Genomic DNA, 17,154 nt, shown 5'->3' with positions numbered 1-17,154 from the left:
ATATTCGAACATATGTGGAACTGGAAGTGGGTGTTTGCATTCTCGTTTTTCAGGTTTTTGCATTCCGATATTCATTCATGGACCGGCCGATATGTTTTTTGAACAAGACGCTGAAATAATGCGGGTCCGGGATGCCTACCTGCTCCCCAATCTCATATCCTTTCATATCCGTCTGTTTCAGCAGCATTTCAGCCTTCTTCATGCGAAGTTGGGTCAGATATTCCACAAATGTCTGCCCGGTTTCTTTTTTCATCAGCCGCCCCAGATGGCCTGAACTTACGTAAAAAGCAGCCGCGGTGCTGGAGAGCCCCACTTCCGTATTGCCCATGTTCTCTTCAAGATAAGCCTTCACCCGGTCGATCAGATTGCCTTCCTTGGCCTGTCGCTTGGCTTGTATAACTTCCGATACCGTGCGGACATGCTGCTCCAGCATACTTTTTAGTTCGGGCAGATGATCTGCTGTAAAAATGGCCGCGACGGCCTCTTTGTTCAATGCGTGCTCTCCCTCAATCTGCTGCTCTATGGCAGCACGCTGGCACTCCGTAACCACATCCATGGCTGCCATCCGAAACTGTGAAACGTCCGAGAACGGCACAGACAGCATATGCTCCAGCAACAATATGGCTTCTTCCCTTGCACCAACACTGACGTAATATTGCAGTTGTTGGAGCAGCTGAGCATCCGATTTGTAGGGCCTTTTCCCGCCTTCGATGACCAGATCCTCGAAGCAAATGACCTGATTTTTCCCCACAAAAGCCTGATAATCGAGTGCGCGACAAGCTTCCCGGTATCCCACACAGGCCTTTCCCCATCCTGATTGCCATTGCCCAATCCCTACGGTCACATCAACTTCACACCCTTCGAGCTTAAGTGTATGTTGAAGTTCTTCCTGAAGCTGCTGTACCTGATTGGCAAATTCCGTATCCGCACCAAGCGAGAGCACAACTATCCGGTTATGCGGGTCCATGACGATAATGGTTTGCGAATCCTGCGGATAAAAAGTCTGCACCTGCTTCATGCCTACCATTCGCAGCAAAATATGTATTTCCTCAGCGGGTTGTGGATGGGCTTCTGTCTGATGCTGGCTTAAATGGGGTTGATCGTGTTGTTGTTGTTGAAGCCCTCGTTGTGATTGGTGTGTTTGGTGATATGGTTCGGACAGATGTGGATATACCTCTGGTGCAGCTATCTTCGCTTGCGGTACAGCAACCTCCACCTCCATTACTGCAATGCGCAACCCTGGTTTACCTGAAGAGATGGGAATGCCGAAGAATCGCGCCTTCTCTTGTAGTTCATCCTCAGGCACCACATCGCTTAACCATTGATTCACAAACCTCTCTCTGAGATAAGGCAAACTCTGCTGCATCTCCTCCCGCAGCTTCATCAGCTCGTACTCCCGCCCAACCTCCTGCTCGATTGCCGCTCGCAGCTTCGCCGTAACCTGTAATAACTCCGAAGCACGAATAGGTTTCAAAATAAAATCGGATATGCCCAGCTTCACACTCTGACGAGCATATTCAAATTCATCATGTCCCGTCACAACCACGATTTTTATGTTCGGGTAACGCTCCATGAGGATGCCGCTCAGTTCAATGCCATCCATCTTTGGCATGTATATGTCCGTGAACACAATGTCTGGACGCAACAGCTCGACCTGTTCCAAAGCCTCTGCAGCATCGGAGGCCTCGCCAATGATGCTCATGCCTTGCTGCTCCCAATCGATACGCATGCGCAGCAGATTTCGGATGAGGTACTCGTCATCCACAATCAATACCTTTATTGGTTCGATAGTTAATTCCATGATTCATCGGCTCCCTTCGGGATCGTTATGATAATAGTTGTTCCTTTTCCAACCTCGCTCTGCAGCTTGAGTCCATCTTCTCTGTCATAGAAAATGCGAAGCCGCTCCATCGTCCCCCACAAGCCAAAGCTTGGATTGTGTTTAGCGTTATAGGTAGGATTAGAAATATTAGAAGTATTAGAAGAGTTAGATAAGTTAGATAAGTTAGATAAGTTAGATGAGTTAGAACGGTTAGACCTGTTCATTTCTGTTCGTTGAACCTGCTTCACTTCTTCCTCGGACATGCCGACTCCGTCGTCAGTGATCGTTAGAAGTACACCTTCCTTGGATCGACGAGCTTGAATGCGTATCGTGCCTGGGCTGCCTTTGGGACGAATACCATGATACAGCGAATTTTCCACCAGCGGCTGGAGCACAAGCTTGGGAATCATCACCCGTTCACAGCCTGACTCGATATCGTACTGCACTTCAAATACACCGGGGTATCGCACCTGCTGGATCGTCAGATAATTGCGTACAATCTCAACCTCTTCGTGCAGCGTAATCAGTTCACGACCTTTGCTGACACTCAGCCGATAGTAACTTCCAAGCGCTTCTAACAGCTCACATACCTTATCGTTCATGCCCGACATCGCCAGAGAGGTAATGGAATCAAGTGTGTTGTATAGAAAATGCGGCTTGATCTGCGCCTGAAGTGTATTCAGCTCTGCTCGGCGGATCGTCTGCTGCTCCTGAATGATGCGTTTTAGCATCTGGTCAATCTGCTCAATCATCTGGTTATATCCTCCATATAGCTGTGCGAACTCGTAGCTGTTCAGCTCAACCGTCACTTTGCGGAAGTTGCCACTTGGCGCTTTCTGCATGGAACGAAGCAGCTTGTGAATCGGCTTAATGACGCTGCGCGAAATGATGAATGAACTGACGAAAAAGACAGCCCCGTTCACCGCCAGTAGGATCAGCGCAAGCAGCACCATCGATTTATTGCGGGTATCTGTAGCCCGATATGGGCTCATGCTGATGAATTTCCACTGATCATCACCAGCCGAACGATAGGTCACCGCATATTCCCGACCACCCGATTGCAAGGTGATGAAGCCGGAGGATTGCTCTTGAAATGTTTGTTTTAACTTGGCCTGATTGGCCTCTAACATCTCGTGCATCCCTTCCTGTCCAGAAGCCGCTGACATGGGTTCGTCGGATACAGCAGGCACGGCCCTCTTTCCATCGGTAGCGTTGGTTGCGATCACCCGCTGATGCTCATCCAGGATGGCCACCTGAAATGAATCCGGTGCAGACAGGTTAGCATAGGCTTGAGCGATGGATTTGCCCTTGATGTTCATGACCAGAAATCCAAGCGGAGACGTATCATCCAAATCTCGAATGAGCCGAATAAACGAGACCACCTCTTGCCCATCATTCTCCCCCATGGCCGAGACTCCGCTGTCGTTGTTGCCACCATTCAGCCTGAGCAGATATCGTCCGTTGTGCTTCAGCGCCTGTTCGTACCACGGCGCTTCCTTCACATTCGCTTCCATAAACGTGGGCCATTCCTGTGTACCAACCGAGAATCGGTGCCCGGAATTATCGTAAATATATACTGAATCGATAATTGGAACCGCTTGCATAAGATTGGTCAAATAAGCGCTGACTTTGGACTGTGTCTGTAAATTGGAGTACACATTGCCCTGCCGCAGCAGGTTCTGCAAGTTGGGATCGGAGAAAATCATTTTCGAATAATTGTTCACGTTCTCGATCATCAGATTAACGTTGGTCTCAATGGATGTAATCGTCTGTAGTGATGCTTCATTGATCTTTCGCTGCGCATCACTTTCCGAGATTCGATTCAACACCAATGCACTGAACGCCACCGTTAGCAGAATAATGACAAAGTAGGCAAACGGGATTTTAAAAGCCAGCGTCTTGGGCTTGCGTTGAATGAACTCTTTGAAACGGGGAGCCCAATTCTTCTTCATTGCACTGGTGTTCGCTTTTGTATTTGCGTTTACTTCTGCATCGGTCTCGACTTCTGATTGGGCTGTTGCTTTCACTTCAATTGTTGCATCTCCTTCTGTTGTTTCTTCTACCTCTGTTGTTGCATCCTTTGCTCTGTGTTTCACTGTACTGTGACCCTCCTTTGGTTCCGATGTGTGATGGGTTTAACGGTTGGGATCGGATGACCTGTTGGGATATCCACCACTCTCTCGGATTTTATACAATTGTATATTATAGGACGGTGTATGGAGCAGGCTCAACTCTTTTTATCACTTACGGATGGCTTGACTGAGTGAAGTAGAATGAGGCTTTGGGAAGACGATTGCTGTGAATGCTGTGGGTAGGTCCCTTGACTTGGAACCGCAAGAAGCACTGCTTTATAAAATTTTGGAGGTACAGATAATAAGTTGTGGTTTATGCCGGATGGAGAGTGAAACGGGGAACGCGGAGGATCTTAATACACAAAAGACGATGATAAACGTCTACCTTGATATGGCATACTTTTGAGCAAGATTACAATATCTACGGCATAATTCTTACTACTTACAGAGTGTTGATCGAGTGGTTAAGGTTGGGAAATCCAATTATCGTTTTCTCGTATGATGAATTTAAGTCGGGAAAGTGTCGGGGGCAAACCGCCCTCAGGCAGGAGAAGTACAGTTCGTTATGGTAAGAAACAGCGAATCGTGATCAAAGCGAGAATTCGGTAACGCCTTTTTTGGAGGCATATTTCAGCGTGTAGCTTCCTTCTGTGCCATATGGCATCGTAGCGATTTGGATGCGGGTGTAATCCAACCGACTCTCCCTCAGCAATTTTTTAATTAGCGCTAAGCTCCGATCTTCGTCCGTTACCACACAAAAAATGTTCATTACATATTCCTTTGGATCAGCCACACGGCTACCCAGATCACATCCATCCACCTCTCCCAACTCCGCCTGGGTCAGAACGATTTCCAGATATTCCGTCACCTTTTCCTTCAACCAATGATCTCGTTTGCTGCCCTGCGCGCTCTTCAGCGGATATTGCACCACAAGCCAGTATTTTCCACTCATTCAGCTTCACCAACCAATCTTTATATGATAGGGCTTTACGTTATGTGTATAGCACTTGGACGATAAGGTGCATATGTTAGCCTTACATTCCTCCAGTTCAAAATGGGCTAGATAATTGACCTTACTGCTTTTTGATATTGTACTGCCCTTCCATTTGCAGGATGAGGGACATGGTGATGTTTAATGAGATGGGAGCTTAACGTGTCTGCTGACTTTCTGCCAATAGCCACGATCTGAGCATCAGGATTCAGTTGTATAAGCTGTCTGGCAAATGGCAAACCATCCTCCAACTCTGCCAAAGTCGGCGTCCGATTCGTCATCCGACGTCAAGGGTACACCGGAGAACCTCGCCCCTTGATATCCCACGGCTTCAGCAATAAAAATGTACCGAGCCTTGGACATTCGTGGTTCCAAATACCTGACCAAATGTTCCGAACGAATCTTTACCGCTTCGGGGCAGATATCATAGCCCGTCACATAATCTCTCCAAGGATTAATCACATTTACTGGCGAGACATATGCTTGTATCCCTGCAACAAACTCGCCGATCTGTTGCTGCGTTTGGCTCATGCTTTTTTGCCTCCTTTGGGAGATTACGAAGTTTATCAGGCTTGCATCAGCTTAATTTACAAAGATTATAGCATAAACAGAAAAACCACCAACCAGAACGCTGGTTGATGGTTTCTTGACTCTAATGGAGGCGAGGGGAGTCGAACCCCTGTCCGAAGATAACGGCACATAAGCTTCTACGAGTGTAGCCACAGTTTTGATGTCACCCGAGTATCAATAACCCACAAGAACAGGATTAGCCCAAGCAGGTATGGACTCAACACAATAGATCAAATCACCTTGTATGATTTCCGCAACAATTAAAGGCTCATATGTATTATCAATGATGATAACCCGATCTGCGATGGCTAGAGCCGGTTTAAGGTTCTTCAATGACTGACCATATCGATAACGAATGTCTTCTTCTGCGATCCAATGTCCACCTTGTTCAACACGAGAGGCTACACGATCTATATGCATTTGAACATCCTCAAGACCGATATAGTAAACGACAATTTCATAATTGTTTTCTTTTGCTATTTCCATATGTTTCAAAACAAATGATCCGGACAATGTCGTTTCAATAGCAAAGTTTGTACCACTTTTAATGAGAGATCGGATTCTTTTCACTGCTTCCCTGCCAGCAGACAGGTCAGCACTGCGCGGATTCTCTGGCTTCAACTCTCTTGCAATTTGATCTGGATCAACCAGTTCACCAAGCCACTCTCTCATTTGCATGCTGAGTGTGCTTTTCCCTGCTCCATTGGTACCCGCAAACACAGTCATGACTGGTCTGATTTCACTCATGATACTCCAACTCCTGGCGTTTCCCAGTAGCATCAAATATAATTTCGAATTTATTACCGGCAGCATCCTCACGAACGCGTTTGTTATTCTTTATATAATAAATAGAGGCACCTGATTCTTTAGCTTGTTTCCGTGCATGTTGACTTGCTTTGTTTAAAATTTCTTGGAGTTGTTTTCGATTTGTAAACATTCTCAGTCCCCCTCCAGTTTTAAATTATCCCTATTATATCACAAACTGAATACCACCAATCAGAACACTGATTGATGGTGTTATATAGCTAAAATATTTATCCATTTTTTCTTTCATCTAATTCATAAATCGTTCCATTTTCTTTTCGCGTATATTTCGCTTGTATTTCCTCATTCTTTTTCCATTTTTTAATTAGCTCTTTTGAGTAATTCCAGTAATTTTTCACTTCCTTTGCTTGAAAAACTCGATGGCCATTAATCCATATTTCAGGACGTATCTCTTTATTATCGTTTATAAAAAGAAGTGATCTCTCAGGTGAACTACTAAGTCGATAGCTTATAGTAAATCCCCTAGATCGCTTCCTTAGATTATCTACTTCTCTCCATACTTCAAAGTTAAAATAGGTGAAATGACTTCGCTCCTCAGAATGAGTGTAACAATCGCCACACCCTTCACAAGTTAACTCAATTGCATTGTCTTTTTTATAACTTAGTCCGGTACAAATCCTAAATTTATATGTTTGATTGCACTTATTGCATAATAAGCAATCATCAGCTACTTCTTTTAATATACTCAAAAAGTCAACAATTCTCTGCTGTGTGAAGTCTGTTCCATTATCAGCAGTTAACTTTCGTATCATTTCAGTTTGAAATTTGAATAACGAAAACAACGATCCTCCCCTGACTATTTCTCTAACTAAATTCTTATAATCTGAAATGTGAATATGGTTTTCCTTCTTAATAGTCATTAAGGTCAATGTCCTCACTCCAAATCTATTAATATAGTAATTAGTATTACCAGAATAATAGATTGATATACAAAAACGGCCACCAAATGGTGGCCGTTTCTGATACTGCTAATGGAGGCGAGGGGAGTCGAACCCCTGTCCGAAGATAACGGCACATAAGCTTCTACGGGTGTAGTCACAGTTTTGATGTCACCCGAGTATCGCCCCGTAACCGGCTATACGTTGGGTCAGCCTGATTGTCTTCTTCAGCACACCCCAGGCGGAGATGTGACAGCGTATCCCACTACTTGTTAGCCCCTATCCCTGTCACATGGGCGATGCAGGGTAGAAGCACGCACACAGTTTCTTAGGCTGCGAAAGCGTAGTTTGTTTGTTGTTTGCCGTTTAATAGGCTTTAGCGTTGATAAAGCGGACGCGTCCCCACTACCCGCTACCCATGCTCGAACTATCCCCGTCGAATCCATAAACGCCCCCTCAATGAAGAAGGGCTCCAGGATTAATCCGTGAATACGGAGCAAAGGTGCTGCACATCTTTTTCCTCCAAGGTAAAAAGATGCTTCTTTCAAACTCGGCATTCATGTCTGCTACATGAATAATCATAACACAGGACACATCACCGAAATAGTACAGATTGCTGGAAGACATTCCAGCAGGCTGAGCATGTGTACAAGGTTATCCAATACAACAGGCTCAATCGTCTACATATTATACCGCGTCACCAATCGGAAGTAAAGTTTGCCCAGATCGCATCACGAACAACTGCACCTAAGTATCTTACCCACGTTCCAGTCAAACTACGCAACAGCTGATAATTTAGATTCATCACCGCACTTAACTCCAAGCTTTTCTTAGTCACACATCAATAAAAACCAGCTCACTGCACACTTCGGCTAATCACATCACATCCCCTTTCCACTAAAAATAAAAAAGCCTCAATTTTGCCCATTGCTGGACAAACCTTGAGACTCCTTAACTCATACATCAATCAGTGCTTCACTTAACGTGCAACCTTCTGCTTCTCGCGCAGCACCCGTTGAATATCACGTTGTGCATCCCGCTTGGCTGCACTCTCGCGCTTGTCGAACTGTTTCTTACCTTTACCCAGTCCGAGCAAGAGCTTTGCGTATCCGTTGCGGATATAGATCTTCAGCGGCACAATGCTGTACCCATCCTGTTTCGACAGCCCGAGCAGCTTGTGAATCTGCACTTTATGCATCAGCAACTTGCGCGTACGTGTAGGATCGAGCGGATTATTTCGGTTCCCTTGTTCAAAAGGACTAATATGCATATTGTGAATATGAATCTCACCGTTCCGAATCGTGGCAAATGCATCACCAATATTCGCACGGCCGTTGCGAAGAGATTTGATCTCCGTTCCGGTAAGCACCATGCCCGCTTCATACGTATCTTCAATGAAGTAGTCATGGGAAGCCTTTTTATTCTGTGCGAGCACTTTACTCTGTCCATCATTCTTGCCCATGTCCTCACTCCTTCTCCGTAAAATAAGCCGGTACCATGCTCTATAGCAGCCCACCCATGTTGCACTAACGTACCACGTGCCAGACCTTAATTGTAGCAAGTACGGCTGTTAAAATCAAGAAAGAGGCGACCTCTGCCGCCCCTCCTCATTACACCACTTTCGAACTGTGCGAAACAACACATAACTGAAGTGATGATTTCTCTCACGCTTACCTTGGAGGAACGAATTGCAATCCATTTCTCCCAAGTGACTGTAGCGCTATTATTTTTTCTTTTTCCGTACAAAAGCTGCCGTGCCGTTACCAGCTGCACCTTTGCTCTTCTTCCGCTTACGTCGTGGTGCTCCGCCTTCCTGAGTGCCACCAGGTGTTGCAGCTTCTCCGATAAATACGCCGCTAGGTGAAGTGTTCTTGCGTCCACTTCCGCCTTTGCCACCTTTACCGCCGCCCTTGCCGGACTTAAAGCTTCCTTCACCGCGACCGCTGCCGCTGTTCAGGCCACTTCCTTGTCCACCGGTTGAACTACTATCCGATCCACCCGATGTAGAGCCATATCCGCCTTTACCTGAGCCAAAACCAAAGCTCACCGCGCCTTTGCCCCGGCCAGTTGATCCACTAGCATCACTAGCACGACGCTCACCTTTCGGCTTGCCCCCGCCTTTACCTGCATAGCCACCAGATGAACCTGCACCGGCTCCTGTACTCGCAGCAGCACTCCGACCGCCACGTCCACCTTTGCTGCTTTCTTCCGTTGATCTGCCACCACGGTTGACTCCAGCACCAGTTGAGCCGCCTTTACCGCCACGCGAGCCGCTGAATCCACCAGGTCCACCCTTGGCACCGCCGCGTCCGCCACCACTACCTGCTGGGCGTCCACCTTTACCGCCACGTCCGCCACCGAAGCCGCCAGGACGTTCACCACGAGGTTTCATATCCACCATTTCAAAATCAATCGTATACTCTTCCATGCTTACACGTGCTACACGGATCTTCACCTCATCACCGATGCGGAAGACTTTCGAGGTACGTTCACCAATCAGAGCCATATGCTGATCGTCAAAATGGTAATAGTCGTCCGTGAGCGCGCTCAGACGAATCAGACCTTCAACCGTGTTTTCCAACTCAATGAACATACCAAAGCTGGTCACACTGCTGATCATACCTTCGAATTCTTCGCCTACTTTATCGAGCATGTACTCGGCTTTTTTCATTTTCTCCGTATCCCGCTCAGCTTCTACCGCCACACGTTCACGTTCTGAGGACTGCTGGGCGATATCGGCCATGCGTGCTGCCAAATACTCCTGACGGTTCTCCGGCAAAGCCCCATTATTTTCAATGACTTCGCGAATCACACGGTGAATGACGAGATCGGGATAACGACGAATCGGAGACGTAAAGTGACTGTAGAATTCTGCCGCGAGGCCAAAGTGACCTGACATTTCAGAATCATACTTCGCCTGCTTCATGGAACGGAGCATCATCGTACTGATCACGGTCTGTTCTTTCGTTCCGTTGATATCCTCAAGCAACGATTGAAGCGCACGTGGATGAATTGCGTTTCCGCGTCCTTTGACCTGATGTCCGAAATTCGCCGCAAAGGCGAGGAAATTTTGCAGTTTTTCCTGATCCGGGTCTTCATGCACACGATAGATGAATGGAACCTTCAACCAGTGGAAATGCTCTGCCACCGTTTCATTGGCTGCCAACATGAACTCCTCAATGATTTGCTCCGCAATCGAACGCTCCCGTTTTACGATATCCACCGGTTTGCATTCTGCGTCCACAATGATTTTGGATTCTTCAAAATCAAAGTCAACCGCACCACGGCGCATACGCATGGCACGCAGCTTCAAGGCAATCTCTTTCATCAGATGAAAATCATCTACCAGATCCTTATAACGCTCGAGCAATTCCGGCTCTTCACCTTCAAGGATTTTACGGACGTTGGAATACGTCATCCGCTCTTTGGTTTTGATTACACTTGTGAAAATATCATGTTTCACAACCTTCATCTGGTCGTTGAACTCCATCTCACAAGACAGGGTCAGGCGGTCTACCTGCGGGTTCAAACTACAGATCCCGTTGGACAGACGTTGTGGCAGCATCGGAATAACCCGGTCCACCAGATACACACTGCATCCACGGTTGTAGGCTTCCTGATCCAGCTTCGAATTCTCCTGCACATAGTAGCCAACATCGGCAATATGAACACCCAGACGGTAATTACCGTTAGGCAGTTTCTCTACATTAACAGCATCATCCAGATCCTTGGCATCTTCACCATCAATCGTGACAATGTTAAGTCCACGCAGATCACGGCGACCCTGCTGAACGATTTCCTCATCTGTGATGGAGTCTGGTGCTTTCTCCGCCTCTTCTACCACTTCATCCGGGAAAGCTTCAGGCAGCTGATGCTTACGAATGACGGATAAAATATCAATGCCCGGCTCATCCTTATGACCGAGAATCTCGATCACTTCACCTTCAGCTGCAGCACGACCCTCTGGGTAGCTGACGATACGTGCAACGACTTTTTGCCCATCAACAGCTCCTGCAAAGTTGGTACGCGGGATGAAAATATCGCGATTAATCCGTTTGTCATCCGGAATGACGAAGCCGTACACTTCATGGCTTTGGAACACACCAACGACTTGTGTTACAGCGCGAGTAACAATGCGAATGATCTCACCTTCAAGGCGACCGCCAGAAGGTCCTTGAGACGTGACTTTAACCAATACCGTGTCACCATTCATCGCACTCTTCATATCATTGGCGTGAATGTACACATCCGGGTGCTCCCGATCCTCAGGAATGAGGAAAGCGAACCCTTTGGCGTGAGCCTGTAAACGTCCGCGTACCAAATCCATGCGTTCTGGCATGCCATAGCGATTGTTACGGGTCAGTAAAACTTTACCGGATTCCTCCAGCGTATTAAGCATAATCAAAAAGGCTTTGAAATCAGCTGCATCTTCGATCGCGAAGTGCTGTTCCAACTCCTGATAAGTCATGGGTTTATAAGCGGTTTCCCGCATAAAGTCGAGCAATTGTTGTTCTGTTATCATTAATATATTCACCTCGGGAAACATAAAAGTGTATTCAAGTCTCATCTCTTTATGTATCGGAATCCTTACCATTTTCATGATACACATAGCCACTGCCGTGTAGAGTGTAGTAGTGCAACCATACTATCTCATACCCTAGTATACACGAATTCAATCCGGACCATCCGTACCTCGCAAAAAAACCACAGTGGCCTGGCGCTCCTCTATAATCACGCTTTCACATATCTCTACAGACATTTTATGCGGCACAGATGCAGTACGCATCTGGAAAAGGACTAGACCCGAAAAATTTTCTGTACACATGACATTCATTATAAGGAGTGAATTCGCGTAACGAATAAGCGAGGGACATACCATACATGATAGGGGTGTTTCACGCTAAGGAAGGAATTCTAAACAGAAGCTAAGGAGAAGACCGAAATCATGGAGTCTATTCATCATTGGAAAAGTTTGGACGCGTAAGAATTTATTAAAAAACCCCCGTTTCTCCACGAAACGAAGGTTTATCAATTAAGCCGTTAGCTTAAGAGCTATTCATTGCCAAGCTGATCCAAGTCTTACTTGGAAACAACCGTAACAATAATAGACAAAATCATAAATCCTGCACCCAGTACCACCGTTGCACGTTGCAGGAAGAGATCCAATCCGCGCGCTTTCGTTTTACCGAAAAGATGTTCCGCACCACCGGAGATGGCACCCGCCAAACCAGCGCTTTTCCCGTGCTGCAGCAATACTACAGTGATTAGACCGATCGAGAAGACAACGAGCAGCAATTTCAAAGCAATATCCATTCTTTCCACCTCCTACCCATGTGGGCATAACATCTTACCATAAAAACAGTTACTTTAATTGTAACATAGCTATTGTTGTGATACAAGTAGTGCAACAAATGCCAAATAGCAATGCATCTCATGTGTTAACCATGACAATATGATCATACTCACGTTATAATACCACCTGAGACAAGGGCATACCTTGATGCACAGCATATTAGGGAGGGCAAAATGATTCGAACATTTCAAGCCACAGATGCCCTGAAAGGCATAATCGATTATATATGGATTGTAGAAGCAGACAAGCTCACAGCGACGAACAGACAAGACATTATTATGCCATTAGGCCATATCAATATCATTTTTAATTTCGGATCTCCCTACCATCTCATCGAGCAAAAAATTCGCATTCCAATCCCTGATTCAGCAGTGATCGGTCAGATTAAGAGGGCAAAGCATGTCCAGTACGGAGATAACCTGCACCAAATTGGCATTTCATTGACTCCTGTAGGATATATTCAATCCTTTGAACACCCCATCTCTCAGCTAACCGAGCGAATATGCTCAGCAGACGACGTAGCCCCCGGAATAGAACAACTACGGAAAGAAATCAACGCTGCCCGAGATCACGATTTGCTCATTACAGCTATTAATCATTATTTTCTTGAAAAAATCAGCACAAATTTAATGGACACTCGCCGTACCGATCACATGCTCTCTTATGTCGAGCAGCAATGCGGAAACCTGAATGTCTCTCACATGGCATCGTTTTTCGGGATTTCCATCAGTACGCTTGAGCGTACATTTAAGCGATATGTAGGTCTACCCCCGAAAGTGTATGGAGATATCATGAAGTTTCACCAGAACGTTGTGAATACACAAATGTACACCACCGACATATATGAACAATACTATGATCAGTCTCATTTCATTAAAACTTGCAAAAAATTTGCCGGTAAAACCGTAAACGAACTTGAGAATTCGATTGAAGAACTTACCCTTGGCTTTATGTGGCGTGGCAAAAATAGATTATGACTACTCATCTGCATGCTTATTTTTTACAATACACCGGACTTTCTGACCTGATATACTCTAGCCACAGCGATGATGAATAGAAAGGAAGGCGCATGCAAGTATGATGATTATAGCAAGCATAATCGTATTTTTAAATGTCACTTTACTGGCAATCCTGGTTCCGGGCGGGCCCATTGAAAACCGGGATTTCTCCAAGCTCAAGGGATTCGTATTTTGGGGGTTTAATTTGTTTTTAATTTTGCTTGGAGTTGGATCATACATCACCAGTTATCTTCTGTTAGTTTCATCCTCTCATGCTATATGGATGGCTCAGGTGATTGCCGTTCTGTACTTTGTTGTGTATGCCATTGATCTTGCTGGTATCTTCCCTAAATCACCGACAAAAATGAGCAAACCACTACTATTACTCGAAATTGTGAATATCTCCATGGCTATTTTCCTCTTCCTCTTTGTCACAGCTATTGGTCACTGAGCATCTATATTTCTTCTTAAATCAAATCTGACTAAAGCAACGAATCCGGTTGCTTTTTTGGAGTTTACAACACAAAAAGACAGACCTGGAACTGGTCTGTCTTTAATCTGTTCAATAAGCTTATTTTTTAAGGTTGTAGAATCCTTTGAGACCATTGTATTGAGCCAGTTCACCCAGTTGATCCTCAATGCGGAGCAATTGGTTGTACTTCGCAATACGGTCTGTACGGGAAGGAGCACCCGTTTTGATTTGACCTGCGTTTGTAGCAACAGCGATGTCAGCAATTGTGCTGTCTTCGGACTCACCGGAACGGTGGGAGATTACAGCTGTGTATCCTGCACGTTTAGCCATTTCGATTGCATCAAATGTTTCAGTCAATGTACCGATTTGGTTAACTTTGATCAGGATGGAGTTACCGATGCCTTCATCGATACCTCTGCCCAGACGCTCAGTGTTTGTTACGAACAGGTCATCACCAACGAGTTGTACTTTGTCTCCCAATTTCTCAGTGAGCAATTTCCAACCATCCCAGTCGTCTTCGGACATACCGTCTTCGATTGTGATAATTGGGTATTTCTCAACCCATGAAGCCAGAAGGTCAACATATTCAGCGGAAGTGTAAGATTTACCTTCGCCAGCAAGTGTGTATTTACCATCTTTGTAGAACTCAGTGGATGCTACGTCCATACCCAGGAATACGTCAACGCCTGGTTTGTAACCAGCTTTTTCAATAGCTTCGATGATTGTAGTGATTGCTTCTTCGTTTGAACCAAGGTTCGGTGCGAAACCACCTTCGTCACCTACAGCTGTGTTCAAGCCTTTGGAGCTCAGTACGGATTTCAGGTTGTGGAAGATTTCTGCGCCTACGCGAAGAGCTTCTTTGAAGCTTGGTGCTCCAACAGGAAGAACCATGAACTCTTGAACGTCGATGTTGTTGTCAGCATGCTCACCGCCGTTGATGATGTTCATCATTGGAACTGGCAATGCTTTAGCGTTGAATCCGCCCAGGTAAACGTACAATGGCAGGTCCAGAGCGTCAGCAGCTGCGCGAGCGACTGCCATGGATACAGCCAGGATTGCGTTAGCACCCAGTTTACCTTTGTTTGGCGTACCATCCAAAGTGATCATCAATTTGTCGATACCCAGTTGATCCAATGCATCCATACCAATAACTTCTGGAGCGATTGTTTCGTTTACGTTTTTAACAGCTTGCAGAACGCCTTTACCGAGGTAACGGGATTTGTCGCCATCGCGAAGCTCAACTGCTTCGTGGGCACCAGTGGATGCACCGGATGGAACGATTGCGCGTCCGATTGCGCCGGACTCCAGGTATACTTCAACTTCTACTGTAGGGTTACCGCGGGAGTCGAGGACTTCGCGAGCGTACACGTCAGAAATAATAGTCATTTGTGATAATCTCCTTTATAGTTGGGATTTAATTTTTGGACCACCTTGTGTTTGCCCTTATTTCACTACGTCAGCAGAATCGTCTTCCGATCGCTGTTATCCCCTGATTTCTTTGAACTTATTTTCATAAGTTGAAATCATGTGATAAAGGCGAACGCGTTGCTTCTTCAGACTATTTCTGCTTACCTTCGTTCAATGTGCAAACGCCAAACTGCCCAATTTATATATGTTGTTGCGTAACTTATTTACGGGAAGCAATAACGGATGTACCTGTCATTTCTTCCGGTTTAGGCAATTGCATCAGGTCAAGGATCGTTGGCGCGATATCCGCCAGGATTCCGCCTTCACGCAGGGTTACATTGGCATCCGTAACGATGAATGGAACCGGGTTCGTTGTATGAGCTGTGAACGGACGTCCTTGCTCATCGAACACCATATCCGCGTTACCATGATCCGCAGTGATCAGTACAACGCCGCCTTTGGCAAGTACTGCATCCACAACACGACCCATGCACTCATCTGTTACTTCAACTGCTTTGATGGTAGGCTCCAGCATACCGGAGTGTCCAACCATATCAGGGTTAGCAAAGTTCAGAATGATGGCGTCATGTTTGTCTGCTTCGATCTCGCGAACACATGCGTCAGCCACTTCATACGCGCTCATCTCTGGTTGCAGATCATACGTTGCAACTTTTGGTGAGTTAATCAGCACGCGAGTTTCGCCCGGAAGCTCCACATCACGACCGCCGCTGAAGAAGAAGGTAACGTGCGGGTATTTCTCCGTTTCTGCAATACGCAGTTGTTTTTTATTGTTCTGTACCAGAACTTCACCCAACGTGTTGTCGAGGTTCTTCGGCGAATAAGCCACATAACCTTCAACCGTCTCGCTGAACAAAGTCAAACAAACAAAGTGCAAGCCCACAGGGAACTTCGGACCACGATCGAAACCGCGGAAATCCTGGTTCGTGAATACTTGCGACAACTGGATTGCACGGTCAGGACGGAAGTTGAGGAAGATGACGGAATCGCCGCTTTCCACCAAACCTACCGGCTCACCATCCGCTTTGACGATAACCGTTGGTTCAACGAATTCATCAAATACGGATTTCTCATACGATTCTTCAACTGCTTTGAGTGGGTCAGTGTATTTCGGTCCATCTCCATAAACGATGGCGCGGTATGATTTCTCAACCCGTTCCCAACGTTTGTCACGGTCCATCGCGTAATAGCGACCTTGAACCGTTGCGATTTGTCCTACACCAACTTCTTCAATCTTGGCGATCAGCTTCTGCATGAAGTCTCTACCACTGTCTGGCATAACATCACGGCCATCCATGAAGGCATGAATATATACATCGTTCAATCCTTCTTTTTTAGCCAGATCCAGCATAGCAAACAGGTGGTCGATGTGACTATGTACGCCGCCATCGGACAACAAACCGTAGAGATGAAGTTTTTTACCGCTTTGTTTCGCTTCGCGAACCGCTTTGACAAGTGTTTCATTGTCGTAGAACTCACCGTCGCGAATGGATTTGGAGATACGGGTCAAATCCTGGTATACGATCCGGCCGGCACCAATGTTCAGGTGACCTACCTCGGAATTTCCCATTTGCCCTTCTGGCAAACCTACAGCTTCACCGCAAGCAGTGAGCGTTGTATGTGGGAATTGGCTCATGAAACGGTCATAGTTAGGTTTCTTGGCTTGCGCTACCGCGTTACCTTCCACCGTGTTACGCAGACCGAAGCCATCCATGATGATCAGTGCTACAGGTTTTGGAGCTGTCATC

At 46.2% G+C, this 17,154-nt stretch carries 14 protein-coding genes and 1 other RNA gene; 2 read left to right on the top strand and 13 right to left on the bottom strand.

What is annotated here, in order from left to right; translation table 11 throughout:
* Positions 1-49: 49 nt before the first annotated feature.
* The 11 genes from AC1S8V_RS00995 to secG all read right to left on the bottom strand — a co-directional run bounded on the left by AC1S8V_RS00995 (position 50) and on the right by secG (position 12,471).
* On the bottom strand, positions 50-1,801 hold the full coding sequence (locus AC1S8V_RS00995; protein WP_482072080.1) for a response regulator: 1,752 nt from the start codon (positions 1,799-1,801) through the stop codon (positions 50-52).
* The gene (locus AC1S8V_RS00990; RefSeq protein ID WP_482072079.1) at positions 1,792-3,918 is read right to left on the bottom strand and encodes a cache domain-containing sensor histidine kinase; all 2,127 of its coding nucleotides are present in this window, start codon (positions 3,916-3,918) and stop codon (positions 1,792-1,794) included. The genes AC1S8V_RS00995 and AC1S8V_RS00990 overlap by 10 nt, the downstream gene beginning before the upstream one ends.
* A 565-nt stretch (positions 3,919-4,483) precedes the next feature.
* Positions 4,484-4,846 carry a hypothetical protein gene (locus tag AC1S8V_RS00985; RefSeq protein ID WP_482072078.1) on the bottom strand — a complete coding sequence of 121 codons (363 nt, stop codon included), beginning with the start codon at positions 4,844-4,846 and terminating at the stop codon, positions 4,484-4,486.
* A 240-nt stretch (positions 4,847-5,086) separates the two neighbouring features.
* Positions 5,087-5,416 carry a hypothetical protein gene (locus tag AC1S8V_RS00980; protein ID WP_482072077.1) on the bottom strand — a complete coding sequence of 110 codons (330 nt, stop codon included), beginning with the start codon at positions 5,414-5,416 and terminating at the stop codon, positions 5,087-5,089.
* Between the two features lie 213 nt (positions 5,417-5,629).
* The gene (locus AC1S8V_RS00975) at positions 5,630-6,202 is read right to left on the bottom strand and encodes an ATPase (RefSeq protein ID WP_482072076.1); all 573 of its coding nucleotides are present in this window, start codon (positions 6,200-6,202) and stop codon (positions 5,630-5,632) included.
* The gene (locus AC1S8V_RS00970; protein ID WP_310342033.1) at positions 6,195-6,392 is read right to left on the bottom strand and encodes a hypothetical protein; all 198 of its coding nucleotides are present in this window, start codon (positions 6,390-6,392) and stop codon (positions 6,195-6,197) included. Before AC1S8V_RS00970 ends, AC1S8V_RS00975 begins: the two co-directional genes overlap by 8 nt.
* A 97-nt stretch (positions 6,393-6,489) precedes the next feature.
* Positions 6,490-7,140: a hypothetical protein gene (locus tag AC1S8V_RS00965; RefSeq protein WP_482072075.1), complete on the bottom strand. Its 651-nt coding sequence runs from the start codon at positions 7,138-7,140 to the stop codon at positions 6,490-6,492.
* Positions 7,141-7,249: 109 nt separating this feature from the next.
* Positions 7,250-7,614, bottom strand: a transfer-messenger RNA (tmRNA) gene (gene ssrA, locus AC1S8V_RS00960).
* A gap of 523 nt (positions 7,615-8,137) precedes the next feature.
* Entirely contained in the window at positions 8,138-8,620 is a 483-nt protein-coding gene (gene smpB, locus AC1S8V_RS00955; RefSeq protein WP_482072074.1) for an SsrA-binding protein SmpB, read from the bottom strand.
* A gap of 261 nt (positions 8,621-8,881) precedes the next feature.
* A complete protein-coding gene (gene rnr / locus AC1S8V_RS00950) occupies positions 8,882-11,680 on the bottom strand; it encodes a ribonuclease R (RefSeq protein ID WP_482072073.1) in 2,799 nt (932 codons plus the stop codon).
* A gap of 557 nt (positions 11,681-12,237) precedes the next feature.
* Positions 12,238-12,471 carry a preprotein translocase subunit SecG gene (gene secG / locus AC1S8V_RS00945; RefSeq protein WP_062837740.1) on the bottom strand — a complete coding sequence of 78 codons (234 nt, stop codon included), beginning with the start codon at positions 12,469-12,471 and terminating at the stop codon, positions 12,238-12,240.
* Positions 12,472-12,684: 213 nt separating this feature from the next.
* On the opposite strand from secG, the gene AC1S8V_RS00940 reads away from it, so the two are divergent.
* Together AC1S8V_RS00940 and AC1S8V_RS00935 are read left to right on the top strand one after the other, a co-directional pair.
* Complete coding sequence (locus AC1S8V_RS00940) at positions 12,685-13,488, top strand: DUF6597 domain-containing transcriptional factor (RefSeq protein ID WP_482072072.1); 804 nt, start codon at positions 12,685-12,687, stop codon at positions 13,486-13,488.
* A 100-nt stretch (positions 13,489-13,588) separates the two neighbouring features.
* Positions 13,589-13,960: a DUF8051 family protein gene (locus AC1S8V_RS00935; protein ID WP_482072071.1), complete on the top strand. Its 372-nt coding sequence runs from the start codon at positions 13,589-13,591 to the stop codon at positions 13,958-13,960.
* A gap of 120 nt (positions 13,961-14,080) precedes the next feature.
* On the opposite strand, the gene eno is transcribed toward AC1S8V_RS00935, so the two are convergent.
* Together eno and gpmI are read right to left on the bottom strand one after the other, a co-directional pair.
* Entirely contained in the window at positions 14,081-15,367 is a 1,287-nt protein-coding gene (gene eno / locus AC1S8V_RS00930) for a phosphopyruvate hydratase (protein WP_062837741.1), read from the bottom strand.
* A gap of 241 nt (positions 15,368-15,608) precedes the next feature.
* On the bottom strand, positions 15,609-17,153 hold the full coding sequence (gene gpmI / locus AC1S8V_RS00925; RefSeq protein WP_482072070.1) for a 2,3-bisphosphoglycerate-independent phosphoglycerate mutase: 1,545 nt from the start codon (positions 17,151-17,153) through the stop codon (positions 15,609-15,611).
* Position 17,154: the final 1 nt, after the last annotated feature.

The sequence above is a fragment of the Paenibacillus sp. B46(2026) genome, from assembly GCF_056786355.1.
This window is presented reverse-complemented; position numbering and strand designations above follow the sequence as displayed.